Here is a 14,089-nt window from a genome sequence, read left to right on the forward strand (position 1 = left end):
CCCGGATTATTGTCTCGGCATTTATGCGCTTCTCTCTACTGTGGCGGCTCGCTTGAAACGCTTGTCACCTCAGGAAGAAATGCATGTCTTTGCCACGTATTCCCCAGCGCTTGGCCGCAGGTTTTTTTGTCGTCGCCGGTATCGCATTCAGCCCGTTTGCACTGGCCCAGTCAACGGCGACTGAACCTGGCTCAACCCCTGCCAGCACCTCGTCCGACTACACCCTGACCGCCAATCTGTCACTGGCCAGCGAGTACCGCTATCGCGGCCTGATGCAGACCAACAGCCACCCCGCACTGCAAGGCGGCTTCGATCTCAATCATGCCAGCGGTTTCTACATCGGCAACTGGAATTCCAACGTCAGCTGGCTGGACGACAGCAGCCCGGCGGTATCCGCGCCGCTGGAAATGGACTTCTACGCCGGTTTCAAGACCAAGTTGGCCAACGACGTGATGCTGGATGCTGGTGTCTTGCGCTACTACTACCCCGGCGACTATCCGACCGGCTACACCAGCCCAAACACCACCGAGGTGTATGCAAGCGTGGGTTACGGCGTGTTCAATTTCAAATACTCGAATGCACTGACCAACCTGTTCGGTTTCGCGGGCAGCAGGCATAGCCAGTACTACGACCTGAGCGCCAACCTGGACACCGGTTTCTGGGGCCTCACGGCCAATGCACACGTGGGATACCAGTATGTCCGCAACGTAGCCGACGCGTCGTATCTGGACTGGAAACTTGGTCTGTCCAAAGAACTTGCCAAGGGCTTGACGGTGTCACTGGCTTACGTGGACACCAACGCCAAGCGCAGCGTCTACACCAATGCCAAAGGCCGCTTCATGGGGCGAGAGGCCGCCTTGCTGACGCTTACCCAGGCTTTCTGATCGCTTGTGAAGGATCGTGCCCGGCACCGTAAACCGGGCACATCGCATTGACGCAATCTTTACGGTCAGCACGCGTTTCTTTGCGAGGGGTTTATGCGGCAATTCCTATATTGGAATCCTTATCCACTCGCCGATACGGTCACCGCAGATGCGGGGACCGCCGATCACAGACATGGCCTCACGACAGTTTCATCATCAGTCCACGTACTCCCCCTTGCTGATGGCGCGCCACGCTGCGCCGCAAGCACCGCTTGCCGAATCCGTCCAGCTGACGCTGCGTGTGGAAACGCGCGATGCACTGGGCGTGCGGCGCGCCTTGCATGCTGCACTGGGAGATTCCGTGGACATCTATGTGATGAAAGTCGACCACGCGCGCGCCTGCGTCACGCTGTCGCTGCGCACCACGCGCAGTGGTGTTGACAGCCTGATGCACGCGATCATGCGTGACCTGCCCGGTGCCGAATTCGGTCGTGTGCAGCCTTCGATCAGCGCGGCCACGCACTAAGTCATGACATATCTCATGACTGAAGTTTTTCCCACCCGACCGGCCCCTGCTTCGACGACATCTGCGGACAGCGAGGCCAGCCGTTCAAGCCTGCCATGCAAGGCTGAACGCGCGCAGTTCACCGGCATCTGGCTGCCCATGATCACCCCCATGCGCCACGGCAAGGTGGACATGGACGCCGCCGTGCAACTTGCCGATCACTATCGGCGTGCAGGCATCACGGGCCTGGTGTTGTTCGGGTCCACTGGCGAAGGCAACTTGCTCAGCACGGCCGAGAAGTTGGCCATGGTGCAAGCCGTGCAGACCTTGCCCGACGCCCTGCCCATCGTTGTTGGCATGGGCGGCGTCGACACCCGCAAGGTCTGCGATGACATCCGTCGCCTGGATCGCCTGAATCTGGCGGGTTACCTGGTGCCCCCGCCCTACTACCTGCGTCCCTCCGCAGACGGTATTGCCTGGCACTACCATCAACTGGCGCGCGCCACGCAGCGCCCCTTGATGCTCTACAACGTACCCAGACGCACCGGTGTTGCCATGGATGTTGCGACCCTGGAAACGCTGGCACGCGACCCGCAGTTTGCTGCCGTCAAGGAATGCGATCCCGACATGCTGGATACCCTGGTCCGACGCAATGCAATCCCCGTGCTGTGCGGCGAAGACGATGCGTTTCTCGACCACGCCCTGCGCGGCGGCCAAGGTGCCATTCCCGTCGTGGCGCACGTATTCCCCCAACGCATGGTGGAAGTAATGCGTCTGGCGCACGCGGGTCAGGCCGACACAGCGCGAAGCTTGTTCGATCCGCTGCGCCCCTTGATCCGGCTGCTGTTTGAAGAACCCAGCCCGGCTCCAGTCAAAAAGCTGCTCGCATCCCAAGGCTGGATTGCAGACGAGCTTCGCCTGCCCATGACACCCGCATCAGATGCACTAGCCGCCAGAATCGACAAGGCAATGCTGCGGATCGATGCGCCTTCCACAGAGCGGCAGCGCGCAGCTTCTACTCTCTTCAGCCAGTGAATTCAAGACACTTATAGGGCTGACGTCGGTATTGACGGTCAAGGTAAGATCGGCGCGGGCGCTTGCATCCAGGCGCCATCCAACCTGGAGCTTCGCCATGCTGACAATGGTCATCGATCCCCGCCGCGCCGACTTGGGTCACGGCCTGCTGGTGCAACGCATTCTGCCGTTCGCCAAACGGCGCATGGTCGGGCCGTTCATCTTTCTGGACCATGCCGGTCCGGTTCAGTTGCCCGCGCAGGAAGTACGCAAGGTGGATGTGCGACCGCATCCGCACATTGGCCTGTCCACGGTCAGCTACCTGTTCAGTGGCAATGTCACGCACCGCGACAGCCTGGGCGTCAAGCAGGTCATTGTGCCGGGCGAGGTCAACTGGATGACGGCCGGGCGTGGCATTTCCCATTCCGAGCGTTTCGAAGACCCGGCTGCGTTTGCCGGCCAGGGCCTCGAACTGCTGCAGTCCTGGGTGGCGCTGCCCGAAGCCGATGAGGAAACCGACCCCAGTTTCGATAACTACCTGGTCGAAGCGCTACCGGAAGCACGCGACGGCGATATCTGGATGCGCCTGATTGCTGGCGAAGCCTACGGCCTGCACAGCAAGGTGAAAACCCATTCGCCGCTGTTCTACGTGCATGCGGTGCTGCAAGCCGGTGCCAGCTTCACGCTGCCGCGTGGCTATGAAGAACGCGCCATCTACATCGCGTCAGGCAGCATCGAGGTAGGCGGCCAGCCGCACGTGGCCGGCCAGATGCTGGTGTTCGACCGTGTGGGAGACGACCCGACCCTGAAAGCCGGTACCGCAGGCGCGGTGCTGATGCTGCTGGGCGGTGATTCGGTTGGCCCACGCCACATCTGGTGGAACTTCGTGTCGTCGCGCAAGGAGCGCATCGAACAGGCCAAGGACGACTGGGAATCCGGCCGCATTGCGCTGCCGCCTGATGATGACGAAGAATTCATTCCGCTGCCGCACCAGGCAGCCCCGCCGCGCATCGAACCCTTGTCCTGATCTGATTCAGAACATAAGACACTGAACCGTCTGGCAACGGTTCAGCGTCTGATCAACGCTTTATCAACGCTTGATCAGCCCCATCCCATACCGAATACGCAACTGAGCCGCGAGCAAGGACACGTAGGCAGCCACTTCCACCAGCTCTTCCATTACCTGCAACTGTGGTTTGGGCAGATTGAAATCATGCCAGCCATGACCCTCGGTATTGGTCGACACCAAAATGGCGATGACGCTCAGCCCCAGCTGCAGCAAGGGAAACTGGCCATTGCGAATCAACTTCCATATGACCCGCCACAGCCGGTGGCGCAATATCAGGTAGGCGCTGACTGCCAGCAGCAAACCAAGAAACGGATAAACCGCCGGTTTGTACCAAAGCAGGCTGGACGAAAATCCCGGCCCTTCTTCATTGATATGAATGGGCTTCAGAAATACTGCGCCCCAGCTCAATTCACGGCCGATGAATATCAGCCAGAACGGGGCCACCATCAGCCAGAAACGATGTTCCACCCTGTCAACAGTGCGGGCGGCGTAGGCAATGGCAAGCATCAACCCGATCAACAACACGACGACCTGGATGTTTTCCACTGCGCCGTTCTCCCAGCCCATACGAGCCGGCATGACAAAGGACAGCGGATAACAGGATAAAAGGCCGAGAAGGACAAATCCGGTCAGCAGCCTGACCGGGTGAAGCAAAGCATTGCGATACATGAAAAAATTGGGGGACGATAAATCGACCCCCAATGTATTACATGAAGCTGTCATCCAGTTGTCATGTACCACTCGCTTTCAATACCGACGCAATATCACATCGATATTTACGGCTTGCCAAGGAAATCCATTTTGCCCAGCGGCACCCCATTGGCACGCAAAATCGCGTAGGTGGTGGTCAGGTGGAAATAGAAATTCGGCAGCGCAAAGGTCAGCAAATAGGCCTGCGCCGTGAACTGAATCGGCGCACCACCAATCTTGAGTTCGATCACACGGTCCGCACCCGCGTTGATCAAGGCCGAATCGACACTTTTCAGAAAATCGACGGTTTTGGCAATGCGTGCCTGCAGTTGCTCGATGGTGGTTTCGTCGTCTGCAAAGCTGGGGATCTCGATTCCTGCCAGGCGAGCCGCACAACCCTTGGCGGCATCGGTGGCGATCTGGACCTGGCGCGCCAGCGGGTACATGTCAGGGGCCAGCCGGGCATCGACCAGCGTCGCCTCTTCGATCCCGCTGAGCGCCACGTGCGCCGCCGCCTTGTCGAGCACGCCCGACAGATTTTCGAAACCACGCAGGAACACTGGAACGGAAGCTTGATAGTAGGAGAGAGACACGGAGATACCCCTGGCTGATGAATGCCAGCACTCTATGCGCCTTGCAGGACGCGGTCAACGCAGGTCACCGCAGACACGATGCGTAGGAATTTTTACCTGACCTTCCTAGCCATTGGACGTGCAAGCCGCTACAAACTCGACTCCCCATCCCTGGAGCCTGATCTTGGCCAACCGAAGCTACCTGTATTCCACCAACGTCGTACCCGACCACCACGCCGCTCCCGCCGAACGCAAGCGAATCGGCATCTCGGAATGGGCCTGGGACACCCCGCTGGTCTACAGGCTGCTGCTGTCGGGCAACCCACGGACCTGCCCCTCGACCATCTGGAATCTGCCCGAAGAGATTGCGATCGTGGGTGACTACGCACAAGGCGTGGAAAAGCTTCGCGCGTTTCTGTCACGCATCACCCTGCCCGACGCACAGCCGATGATCGCCGAGGCGCTGGCCTTTCTGGATGACACGGACAATCAGCAAACCTGGCTGGTGCTGGAATCCGGCGAGCTGTACGACATGGAAGACGATGACATGGCGCAGCTCAATGCGCGCATGCTGGCCAGCATCGAACAGGTAGACCAGGACGCGGAAGCCATGCTGACCGCCCTTCAGCCGGGCTACCGTGGCGGACCCGACAGCGCGCACCAGACATCGGAAGAAGCCTTGGCCGAACTCGGCCTGGATAACTGGTCGAACGTGCTCTACTTCGATCTCACCGACTGATTTTCACCCACGGAACCTCCATGATCGAAGTCCACCACCTGACCGAATCGCGCTCGCTTCGCATTACCTGGCTGCTGGAAGAGCTTGGCCTGGACTACCAACTGGTGGTGCACACGCGCGACCCGGAAACGCGCCTGGCACCGCCCGAACTGGAAGCCATCCACCCGCTGGGCAAGGCCCCTGTGATTCGTGATGGTGAACAAGTGGTCTTCGAATCGGGTGCCATCGTCGAATACCTGGTGCGCCGTTACGGCAACGGCCGTCTGGCCCCGGCAATCGACACGCCGGACTACTACCGCTACCTGCAATTCCTGCATTACGCCGAAGGCTCTGCCATGCTGCCGATGCTGCTGCAGATCTACACCCGCCGCCTGGGCGACGGCGTGGCAGCGCTGCAACCGCGCATCGACAGCGAAATGCAACGCCATCTTGGCTTCCTGAACAGTGAGCTGGCGGACAGGGAATTCGTCGTTGGCAATGAACTGAGCGGTGCGGACATCCAGTTGTCTTTCGTGGCGCAGTTGGCGCTTCGCCTGTGCGGAACCGATGCCTACCCCAACCTGACCGCATTCGTCGCCCGCATCGAAGCACGCCCCGCGTACCAGCGCGCCATCGAAAAAGGCGGTGCCTGAGCCCGCTCGGCACCCTTCTGAACACTCAAATCCCCTGCAGGCCCACCATGCACGACATCACGATCTATCACAACCCGTCCTGCGGCACGTCCCGAAACGTGCTGGAGATGATCCGCAACAGCGGGGTCGAGCCCACCGTCATCGAATACCTGAAGACGCCGCCCAGCCGCGAAACCTTGAAAGGCCTGATCGCCGCGATGGGCGTGCCGGTGCGCGATGTCTTGCGCGACAAGGGCACGGTCTATGAGGAGCGCGGGCTGGCCAACCCGGCGCTGAGCGACGACGAGTTGCTGGATGCGATGATCGAAGACCCGGTGCTGATCAACCGCCCTATCGTGGTCAGTGAATTCGGTACGCGTCTGTGCCGGCCTGCAGAGAAAGTGCTGGAACTGCTGTCGCCGCAAAACAAGGACGATTGATCTGCTGGGTTGATCTGCTGTCGAGCTGAAGCAAAGCTGGGCGATACTAGCTTGCCCCCGCCAACGCGCGCGCACCCACGCGCCGCGCCGACTGCGGGGCAAGGAGACGTTCGTGCACTTCCTGATCCCCCGTCACGCAGTTCTCGCCCTGACTTTCCTGGGCACCCTCATCAGTTGGCCGCTGGCTGTTTCGCAAGGTCTGATCTGGTTGTGGTTGGCCATCCCCTGTACGGCGCTGTTCATTCTGGGCGTCTACGACCTGATCCAGACCCGCCGCGCCATTCGCCGCAACTACCCGGTGCTGGGCAACCTGCGTTTCCTGTTCGAACTGATTCGCCCTGAAATCCGCCAGTATTTCCTGGAAGACGACACCAACGCTGCGCCCTTCTCGCGTGCGCAGCGCTCGCTGGTCTACCAGCGCGCCAAACAGGAAATCGACAAGCGTCCCTTCGGTACGCAGCGTGACGTGTACGGCGATGGCTACGAGTGGATCAATCACTCGATGGCTCCCATTCACATTGCCGACAGCGATTTCCGCATTTCAGTGGGTGGCGCGGACTGCACGCAGCCTTATTCGATGTCGGTGCTGAACATCTCGGCAATGAGTTTTGGTGCCCTGTCGGCCAATGCCATCCTGGCGCTGAACGACGGCGCGCGGCTGGGCAACTTCGCCCACGATACGGGCGAAGGCGGCATCAGCGCCCACCACAAAAAAGCTGGCGGCGCGCTGATCTGGAACATCGGTTCGGGGTACTTCGGTTGCCGTGACGAGCGCGGCAATTTCTCGGAAGAAGCTTTCACGCGCAACGCCACGCTGCCGCAAGTGAAGATGATCGAGATCAAGCTGTCGCAGGGTGCCAAGCCTGGCCACGGCGGCATCTTGCCTGGTGCCAAGGTCACCATCGAAATCGCCGAAGCACGCGGCGTGCAGCCCGGTCAGGACTGCAATTCCCCCGCCATGCACAGCGCCTTCGACAGCCCGATCAGCCTGATGCACTTCATTGCCAAGCTGCGCCGGCTGTCTGGCGGCAAACCCGTTGGCATCAAGTTCTGCGTGGGCCACCCGTGGGAATGGTTTGCCATCGTCAAGGCCATGCTGGAAACCAACATCACGCCCGACTTCGTGGTAGTCGATGGCGGCGAAGGCGGCACCGGTGCTGCACCGGTGGAATTTACCGACCACGTGGGCACGCCGCTGCGCGAAGCACTGCGCCTGGTGCACAACACCCTGGTGGGCACGGGCTTGCGTGAACGCGTGAAAGTTGGTGCATCCGGCAAGATCATTTCCGGCTTCGACATGGCGCGCACGCTGGCGCTGGGTGCCGACTGGTGCAACGCCGCGCGCGGCTTCATGTTTGCCATCGGCTGCATCCAGGCCCAGGCCTGCCACACCGACAAGTGCCCCACGGGCGTGGCCACGCAAGACCCCTTGCGCCAGCGCGCACTGGTCGTCCCGGACAAGGCACCACGGGTGGCGAACTTCCATCGCAATACGCTGAAGGCGCTGGCGGAATTGCTGTCGGCGGCGGGCATTCAACACCCGGCAGCGCTGCGCCCGCATCACATCGCGCAGCGCATTTCCAGCAGCGAAGTGCGCCTGCTGTCGGCGGCATACCCGGAACTGCGCCCGGGCGAACTGCTTACCGGCGTGTTCCGCCACACGATTTACCGTGCGGCTTGGCCAATGGCACGTGCTGACAGTTTTGCGCCGACCTACGACCTGGGCGATGCACTGTCACGCATGCACGCGGAAGCAGTCGAAGCTGCCGCGCCCGCGATGGCGCATCAATGAGATCAGCGGTCCGTAGGTCCGCTACTGAAGACAGCTTGTTATCATAATAATTGATGCGCATTCGCATCAATTATTATGAGAGGAAACCTCATGAGAACGACAGTCACCATCGACGATGCCTTATATGCCAAGGCAATTGAATTGGCAGATCCGCAGATGGACAAAGCGGACATTTTCCGTGAAGCCATGCAGACATTCGTCCGGGTGCAGGCCGCAAAACGACTCGCCGCACTCGGCGGTGCAGCGGCTGACATGCAGGATGTGCCGCGTCAACGTGCAAACCCTGCGCCGCGATGAACGTACTTATCGATACGTCTGTGTGGGTGGATCACTTTCGGCGTCGTAATGACATGCTCATCAGCGTGATCGAGCAAGATTTGGCGCTGACTCACCCAATGATCGTGGCTGAGCTGGCTTGTGGCACACCGCCAGCCCCTCGTTTGCAGACGCTCGGCGACATTGAGCTCCTCGTCGCGGCCAGGCAGGCAAGCTTGAGTGAAGTAATGGCGTTTATCGAGCGCGAAAAGCTCTACGGCTTGGGATGTGGCTTGGTCGATATCAGCTTGCTTGCTTCAACCTTGATCACCCCAGACGCCAAGTTGTGGACGCTCGACAAACGTCTGGCTGATCTGGCGTCACGTTTCAGTGTTGCCTACGTTGTTCCTCGCCATTGACCTGCTGGGGCGTTTGAAAAACCTGATGCACTGGCGTCACGCGCCCATTAGATGAGCGCAAACAACATCAGCCGAGTTCGGTGCGAATAACCGGGTCGGTTGCGCGCACTACTTGCACCGTTGGCGGCAGGCCGGCGCTGGCGATCAGGGACAGCGGGCCGTAGAGCAGGCCCCATGCAAACCAGCACCAGCCGCAACGGCCTTTCTGGGATGCCAGGTAACCCGCGAAAATGGCTGAAGCCAACCACGCGGAAAAGCCCCACAACACATAGGGAAGCAAGGCAGACAAGCCTGTCGCGTGACTCATGAGGTCTCCAGATCGAGGCCGGATAGTAGCAGCGGGGTCGGCGATCAGGAAAGACGAGCTAGCGCCGCGCGCTGACCAGATGCGACAGGCCTGCGCCCACCTCGTAGAACGTTTCTTTGACACCTCGGAACGCGTGCGCCCGCACATCGCTGACGGGTAGCGGCAGGTCTTGCTCGGGCAGCGCACCGGTGATGTATTGCGCCATCATCCTGCCGAACACGGTGCCCGGTGCAATGCCGCGCCCGTTGTAGCCGGACAGGCTCATTGCCCTGGGGGCAAGGCGATGCAGTCGCGGCAGGCTGTCGGTGGTCATGCCGATGTTGCCGTACCACTGGTGTTCGAAACGCACCTTGCCAAGTTCCGGGAACAAGCGGGCCAGCGCACGCCGTCCCCACGCGTGATGAATGTCCCGCCCCACCCCACGCAAAGCGCCCACACTGCCAAAAACCAGTCGGCCGGCACGGTCGGCGCGCAGCGAGGTCAGCACCGATTGGGTGTCCCAGATGCCCTGCCCGCCGGGCAGGATGTGGGCGCGTTGCACTGCCGACAGCGGGGCGGTTGCCAGGTTGAAGTACGGCAGCATCATCAGTTCGCTGCGCAGCTGTGGCCACGGCCCACGGGTGTAGGCATTGGTGGCGGTGACGACCCAGTCGGCGCTGACCGATCCGCCCGTGGTCTTGACCGTCCAGCGGCTGTTGGCGTAGCTGGCGTCTTGCACCGGGCTGGCCGTGTGGATGCTGGCACCCGCAGCAATGGCCGCATGCGCCAGGCCACGCACGTAGGCGAGCGGCTGGATGGTGCCGGCACGCATGTCGAGCAAGCTGCCGGTGTAGGCCTCGGTGCCCGTCATGGCGGCGGTGCGTTCAGCGCTCAGCAGGCTTACCGGGGCGCCTCGGGCGCTCCATTGCATGACACGGTTTTCCAATTCGGCCAGGCCTGCCTGCCCCACGGCGCAGTGCAAGGTGCCTTCGTGGCGAGCTTCGCAATCAATGCCGTGACGCGCGATCAGATCGAAGACCAGTGATGGTCCGTTGCCCAGTTCAGTCAACAGACGTTCTCCATAGACCTCACCCAACGCAGCGGGCAAGTCATCTGGCATGACCCACATGCCTGCGTTGACCAAGCCGACATTGCGCCCAGAGCCGCCGAAGCCGATTTCCACGGCTTCCAGCACCACCACGCGAACGCCCTGCTGCGCCAGATGCAATGCAGTCGACAAGCCAGTGAAACCACCGCCAATAACGACCACATCGGCCTGCAGATGCTGCGTCAGTGCGTCGGTGACGGGCGCAGGCGGTGCGCTCTTTTCCCACAGACCGTGCGACAGGGGGTCGTTCTGCATGGCGGGATTCTCGACGGTTGGTGAGTGGGGCATGTTGACGCACTTCCATACTAAGTCGAAATTTTGTTGCCGAAAGGAAAAATATTTCCTAAGCTAAAAAGCTCCGGTCTGCAGGTTGATGGACCATTGGAAACCAAGAGTTCATGACACACCCCAGCCGAGCCCTGCAACACGCAGACGGCATCCCAGCAAAATTCGGCACGCCACAAACGGCTTCAGACAATCGTGCCGATCTGGGCAGGAATCTGAAGCGCATTCGGGCCCGACTCGACATGACGCTGGAAGACGCCAGCCAGTGCACCGGGGTTGCACGGTCAACGTTTTCCAAGATCGAAAACGGGCAGATGTCACCCACCTATGACGTGCTGCAGAAGATCACTGCCGGCATGAAGATCGACATTGCCGAACTGTTCGATGCCACGCGCGCCGATGCACCGCTGGGTCGGCGCAGCATCACCCGCCGGGGTGAAGGCAAGGACCATGCGACCGGCACTTATCGCTACGAAATGCTGGCCACCGACTTGTCGCACAAGCGCATGTTGCCGCTGCGCGCCATTATCTGTGCCCGCAGTCTGGATGACTTCGACGGCTGGGTGCGGCACGACGGGGAAGAGTTTGTGTCGGTGCTGTCCGGCCAGGTGGAAGTGCACACCGAGTTCTATTCGCCAGCCGTGCTGGAAGCCGGCGACAGCATGTATTTCGACAGCCGCATGGGCCACGCGCTGCTGTCATTGAGCAAAGAAGATGCGGAAGTCATCTGGGTCTGTGTGGGCTGAGCGCCCTGCCCTTCCTATCTCTTCAAGAAACCCCGTTTAAACCATCCGATTACCCCGCTCGATCACTTGGCGCGTTGCGCCCGGAGCCTGTCAGATGCGACTGTACACAGCCGATGAAGTTCACGCGGCCCTCGACTACCCCACGCTGATCAACGCCCTGCGGGACGCCTTTCAGGCAGGCGGCGAAAAAATGCCGGTGCGCCAGGCCTATGAAGTCGGCATGCCCGGCCTGCCCGCACACCTGTTGACCATGCCCGCCTGGCGTCGCGGCAATGCCATCGGCGTGAAGCTCGTCACGGTGGTGCCGGGCAACGCCTCGCGCAACCTGGGCGCGGTGTCTTCGCTTTATGTGTTGTTCGACGGTGTGACCGGCGTACCGCGCGCCATCATCGACGGGGAAGCCATGACCAACCGCCGCACTGCTGCCGCTTCGGCGCTCGCCGCGTCCTACCTGGCGCGCGAAGATGCCAGCACCTTGCTGATGGTCGGCACCGGTCACCTGGTGCCGCACCTGATCGCAGCACACGCCTCGGTGCGCCCGATTTCGCGTGTGCTGATCTGGGGCCGCAAGTTCGACAAGGCACAGGCGCTAGCCAGCAAGCTGACTAGGCCCGGCCTGCGGGTTGAAGCCGTAAACAGCATCGAAGAAGGCCTGCAACACGCCGACATCGTCAGCGCCGCAACGACGTCCACCGAGCCGTTGATCTTCGGTGCGGCCGTGCGACCCGGCACCCACGTGGACCTGGTCGGTGCCTTCAACCCCGGCATGCGCGAAAGCGACGATGCGCTGGTTGCGCGCAGCGTGGTTTATGTGGATACCTTGGAAGGCGCGCTGCGCGAAGCCGGCGACCTGCTGTTCCCGATCAAAAACGGTGCCTTTGCTGCCGAGCGCATTGTGGGCGACCTGTTCGGCCTGACTCAAGGCGCGGTGCCGGTCAGACAGAACGCCGAGCAGATTACCTTGTTCAAGTCGGTGGGCGCGGCATTGGAAGACTTGGTGGCAGCAGAGCTAACGGCAAAGGCCGGTGGCTGAACATCACAAAGTGTCTATCACGCGCGACGCCTAGCCCCCGTAATACATCCACCGAACGCCCATGAAACGCCTTATGTAATAACATCCATTCTCATTTAAGGAACATCGCGGAAGGCGGGATAGACAGCATGACCAGCGCGCAAGACCTCGCCAGCCCCTGCGCCGACACCGACCTGCATGGCATGTACCGCGATCATCACGGCTAGCTGGTCGGCATGTTGCGTCGCCGGTTGGGCGGTGATGCCGACAATGCGGCCGACCTGGCACACGACACCTTCGAGCGCATCATCCGCGCAGGATCGGTGGACGGAGTACGTGAACCGCGCGCCTATCTCACGACAGTGGCCACGCGCCTGACCGCCAATTTCTATCGTCGGCTGGCACTCGAACGCAGCTATCTGCAAGCGCTGGAACAGTACCCGGCAGCACAACAGCCCTCAGAAGAAGAACGGGCCTTGGTGGTCGAAGCGCTGGAGTCGATCTCGCGGGTGTTGGCCGGCCTGCCCCGCCGTGCGCGTTCGGTCTTTCTGCTGGCGCAGCTCGATGGCCTGCCTTACCAGCAGATTGCCGATGAACTGGGCATCAGCTTGAACGTGGTCCAGAAAGACATGATCAAGGCGATCACGCACTGCTACGACGCGGTCTACGCATGAGGCAGGCATCGTCGCCATTCGCCCGCAGCGACGCGAGTTCGGCACCGGTACCACGCCAGGTGGTGGAAGAAGCCGCCGCCTTCTTCGTTCGCCTGCAAGCAGATGCCGACAACGCCGCACTCGCTGCGCAATGTGCGAACTGGCGTGCCGCTCATCCGCATCATGAATCCGCCTGGCAGCGCGTGTGTGGCCTGCTGCAACTGCAGCCGGCAGGGGCACCACTGTTCGCCCCAGCAGCCCGTCTGGCCCTGGAACGCACAGCCAGCGGCCGCGAGCGGCGCAAGTTGCTGGTTTATCTGTTCGCAATAGGTGGCTCGGCTGCGCTGGCCTGGTCGGTCGATGCGCCGACGCGCTTGCGTACACGTCTGGCCGATCATCGAACCGACACTGGAGAAACCCGTGAGCTGACGTTGGCAGACGGCACGCTGTTGACACTGGCCAGCCAGACCTCGGTGAACGTCGATGTCAGCGGACCGATTCGCAGCATTCGCCTGTTTGCGGGGGAAGTCATGGTGCGCACGGGCATCGACCCGCAGCGACGGCCATTGGTGCTGACGACCCGCTTCGGGTCGGTCACGCCGATCGGTACGCGCTTCAGTGTGCGCGATACAGAGATCGAGGCCGTGCGGGTGCAGCTTTTCGAAGGCGTGGTGGAACTGCGGGCCACACCCGATGCCGCGCCCGTCTTGCTGCAAGCTGGCCAGCAGGCGCGACTGACGGCCACTGGCCCGCAGGACATCAATGCGCTGCGCGCCGGTTCGGATGCCTGGACCCAGGGCACGCTGGTTGCCGAACGCATGCCGCTGGGCGAGTGCATCGCTGAGCTGGCCCGTTACCGACCCGGCATCGTACGCTGTGCACCCAGCGTGGCCCCCCGCCTGATTTCGGGGGCGTTCCCCCTGCAACGCAGCGACCAGGCCTTTGAGATGATCGCGCGGGTGCTACAGGTGCAGGTCATCTATCGCACACGCTACTGGGTCAGTATCGAGGCCTGAGCGCAGCCTACGGT

The 14,089-nt window shown here is 61.4% G+C and carries 18 protein-coding genes; 14 read left to right on the forward strand and 4 right to left on the reverse strand.

Going from position 1 to position 14,089, the window contains the following annotated elements; genetic code table 11:
* Positions 1 to 83: 83 nt before the first annotated feature.
* The 4 genes from FXN63_RS17870 (at position 84) to FXN63_RS17885 (ending at position 3,409) form a co-directional block, all read left to right on the forward strand.
* Positions 84 to 884, forward strand: coding sequence for a TorF family putative porin (locus FXN63_RS17870; RefSeq protein WP_148816544.1), 801 nt, complete (start codon positions 84 to 86; stop codon positions 882 to 884).
* Between the two features lie 172 nt (positions 885 to 1,056).
* The gene (locus tag FXN63_RS17875) at positions 1,057 to 1,389 is read left to right on the forward strand and encodes a hypothetical protein (protein WP_246164876.1); all 333 of its coding nucleotides are present in this window, start codon (positions 1,057 to 1,059) and stop codon (positions 1,387 to 1,389) included.
* Between the two features lie 15 nt (positions 1,390 to 1,404).
* Positions 1,405 to 2,403: a 4-hydroxy-tetrahydrodipicolinate synthase gene (dapA, locus tag FXN63_RS17880; RefSeq protein ID WP_148816545.1), complete on the forward strand. Its 999-nt coding sequence runs from the start codon at positions 1,405 to 1,407 to the stop codon at positions 2,401 to 2,403.
* A gap of 97 nt (positions 2,404 to 2,500) precedes the next feature.
* Positions 2,501 to 3,409, forward strand: coding sequence for a pirin family protein (locus FXN63_RS17885; RefSeq protein ID WP_148816546.1), 909 nt, complete (start codon positions 2,501 to 2,503; stop codon positions 3,407 to 3,409).
* Between the two features lie 63 nt (positions 3,410 to 3,472).
* Here FXN63_RS17885 and FXN63_RS17890 read toward each other — a convergent pair whose 3' ends face one another.
* Both FXN63_RS17890 and FXN63_RS17895 read right to left on the reverse strand, forming a co-directional pair.
* Positions 3,473 to 4,192, reverse strand: coding sequence for a hypothetical protein (locus FXN63_RS17890; protein WP_148816547.1), 720 nt, complete (start codon positions 4,190 to 4,192; stop codon positions 3,473 to 3,475).
* 35 nt (positions 4,193 to 4,227) lie between these two features.
* Positions 4,228 to 4,734: a DUF1993 domain-containing protein gene (locus FXN63_RS17895; protein WP_148816548.1), complete on the reverse strand. Its 507-nt coding sequence runs from the start codon at positions 4,732 to 4,734 to the stop codon at positions 4,228 to 4,230.
* A gap of 163 nt (positions 4,735 to 4,897) precedes the next feature.
* Here FXN63_RS17895 and FXN63_RS17900 point away from each other — a divergent pair, with 163 nt between their 5' ends.
* From FXN63_RS17900 to FXN63_RS17925, 6 genes are all read left to right on the forward strand, one after another.
* Positions 4,898 to 5,452, forward strand: a complete 555-nt coding sequence (locus FXN63_RS17900) for a DUF7822 domain-containing protein (protein ID WP_148816549.1) — start codon at positions 4,898 to 4,900, stop codon at positions 5,450 to 5,452.
* A 20-nt stretch (positions 5,453 to 5,472) separates the two neighbouring features.
* Positions 5,473 to 6,084 carry a glutathione S-transferase family protein gene (locus tag FXN63_RS17905; protein WP_148816550.1) on the forward strand — a complete coding sequence of 204 codons (612 nt, stop codon included), beginning with the start codon at positions 5,473 to 5,475 and terminating at the stop codon, positions 6,082 to 6,084.
* Between the two features lie 47 nt (positions 6,085 to 6,131).
* Positions 6,132 to 6,503, forward strand: coding sequence for an arsenate reductase (glutaredoxin) (arsC, locus tag FXN63_RS17910; RefSeq protein ID WP_148816551.1), 372 nt, complete (start codon positions 6,132 to 6,134; stop codon positions 6,501 to 6,503).
* A gap of 148 nt (positions 6,504 to 6,651) precedes the next feature.
* Positions 6,652 to 8,295, forward strand: a complete 1,644-nt coding sequence (locus FXN63_RS17915) for an FMN-binding glutamate synthase family protein (RefSeq protein ID WP_246165226.1) — start codon at positions 6,652 to 6,654, stop codon at positions 8,293 to 8,295.
* Between the two features lie 90 nt (positions 8,296 to 8,385).
* Complete coding sequence (locus FXN63_RS17920) at positions 8,386 to 8,592, forward strand: type II toxin-antitoxin system VapB family antitoxin (RefSeq protein WP_148816553.1); 207 nt, start codon at positions 8,386 to 8,388, stop codon at positions 8,590 to 8,592.
* Entirely contained in the window at positions 8,589 to 8,969 is a 381-nt protein-coding gene (locus FXN63_RS17925; protein ID WP_148816554.1) for a type II toxin-antitoxin system VapC family toxin, read from the forward strand. Before FXN63_RS17920 ends, FXN63_RS17925 begins: the two co-directional genes overlap by 4 nt.
* A gap of 67 nt (positions 8,970 to 9,036) precedes the next feature.
* Here FXN63_RS17925 and FXN63_RS17930 read toward each other — a convergent pair whose 3' ends face one another.
* Both FXN63_RS17930 and FXN63_RS17935 read right to left on the reverse strand, forming a co-directional pair.
* Positions 9,037 to 9,276: a hypothetical protein gene (locus tag FXN63_RS17930; protein WP_148816555.1), complete on the reverse strand. Its 240-nt coding sequence runs from the start codon at positions 9,274 to 9,276 to the stop codon at positions 9,037 to 9,039.
* Between the two features lie 58 nt (positions 9,277 to 9,334).
* Positions 9,335 to 10,651, reverse strand: a complete 1,317-nt coding sequence (locus FXN63_RS17935; protein WP_246164878.1) for an NAD(P)/FAD-dependent oxidoreductase — start codon at positions 10,649 to 10,651, stop codon at positions 9,335 to 9,337.
* A gap of 110 nt (positions 10,652 to 10,761) precedes the next feature.
* Between FXN63_RS17935 and FXN63_RS17940 the strand changes: the two genes are divergently transcribed.
* The 4 genes from FXN63_RS17940 (at position 10,762) to FXN63_RS17955 (ending at position 14,075) form a co-directional block, all read left to right on the forward strand.
* On the forward strand, positions 10,762 to 11,394 hold the full coding sequence (locus FXN63_RS17940) for a helix-turn-helix domain-containing protein (protein WP_148816556.1): 633 nt from the start codon (positions 10,762 to 10,764) through the stop codon (positions 11,392 to 11,394).
* A gap of 94 nt (positions 11,395 to 11,488) precedes the next feature.
* Positions 11,489 to 12,427 (forward strand): bifunctional Delta(1)-pyrroline-2-carboxylate/Delta(1)-piperideine-2-carboxylate reductase, encoded by a 939-nt coding sequence (lhpI, locus tag FXN63_RS17945; protein ID WP_148816557.1) that lies wholly within the window; start codon positions 11,489 to 11,491, stop codon positions 12,425 to 12,427.
* A 215-nt stretch (positions 12,428 to 12,642) separates the two neighbouring features.
* Complete coding sequence (locus FXN63_RS17950) at positions 12,643 to 13,080, forward strand: sigma-70 family RNA polymerase sigma factor (RefSeq protein ID WP_342791185.1); 438 nt, start codon at positions 12,643 to 12,645, stop codon at positions 13,078 to 13,080.
* A complete protein-coding gene (locus FXN63_RS17955; RefSeq protein WP_148816558.1) occupies positions 13,077 to 14,075 on the forward strand; it encodes a FecR domain-containing protein in 999 nt (332 codons plus the stop codon). Before FXN63_RS17950 ends, FXN63_RS17955 begins: the two co-directional genes overlap by 4 nt.
* Positions 14,076 to 14,089 lie beyond the last annotated feature (14 nt).

It is taken from the genome of Pigmentiphaga aceris (assembly GCF_008119665.1).
Taxonomy (GTDB): Bacteria; Pseudomonadota; Gammaproteobacteria; order Burkholderiales; family Burkholderiaceae_B; genus Pigmentiphaga; species Pigmentiphaga aceris.

Coding starts and splice junctions, on each gene's coding strand:
- FXN63_RS17870 (WP_148816544.1), top strand. CDS start 84: ATGTCTTTGCCACGTATTCCCCAGCGCTTGGCCGCAGGTTTTTTTGTC.
- FXN63_RS17875 (WP_246164876.1), top strand. CDS start 1,057: ATGGCCTCACGACAGTTTCATCATCAGTCCACGTACTCCCCCTTGCTG.
- dapA (WP_148816545.1), top strand. CDS start 1,405: ATGACTGAAGTTTTTCCCACCCGACCGGCCCCTGCTTCGACGACATCT.
- FXN63_RS17885 (WP_148816546.1), top strand. CDS start 2,501: ATGCTGACAATGGTCATCGATCCCCGCCGCGCCGACTTGGGTCACGGC.
- FXN63_RS17905 (WP_148816550.1), top strand. CDS start 5,473: ATGATCGAAGTCCACCACCTGACCGAATCGCGCTCGCTTCGCATTACC.
- arsC (WP_148816551.1), top strand. CDS start 6,132: ATGCACGACATCACGATCTATCACAACCCGTCCTGCGGCACGTCCCGA.
- FXN63_RS17920 (WP_148816553.1), top strand. CDS start 8,386: ATGAGAACGACAGTCACCATCGACGATGCCTTATATGCCAAGGCAATT.
- FXN63_RS17925 (WP_148816554.1), top strand. CDS start 8,589: ATGAACGTACTTATCGATACGTCTGTGTGGGTGGATCACTTTCGGCGT.
- FXN63_RS17930 (WP_148816555.1), bottom strand. CDS start 9,276: ATGAGTCACGCGACAGGCTTGTCTGCCTTGCTTCCCTATGTGTTGTGG.
- FXN63_RS17935 (WP_246164878.1), bottom strand. CDS start 10,651: ATGCCCCACTCACCAACCGTCGAGAATCCCGCCATGCAGAACGACCCC.
- FXN63_RS17940 (WP_148816556.1), top strand. CDS start 10,762: ATGACACACCCCAGCCGAGCCCTGCAACACGCAGACGGCATCCCAGCA.
- lhpI (WP_148816557.1), top strand. CDS start 11,489: ATGCGACTGTACACAGCCGATGAAGTTCACGCGGCCCTCGACTACCCC.
- FXN63_RS17950 (WP_342791185.1), top strand. CDS start 12,643: ATGTTGCGTCGCCGGTTGGGCGGTGATGCCGACAATGCGGCCGACCTG.
- FXN63_RS17955 (WP_148816558.1), top strand. CDS start 13,077: ATGAGGCAGGCATCGTCGCCATTCGCCCGCAGCGACGCGAGTTCGGCA.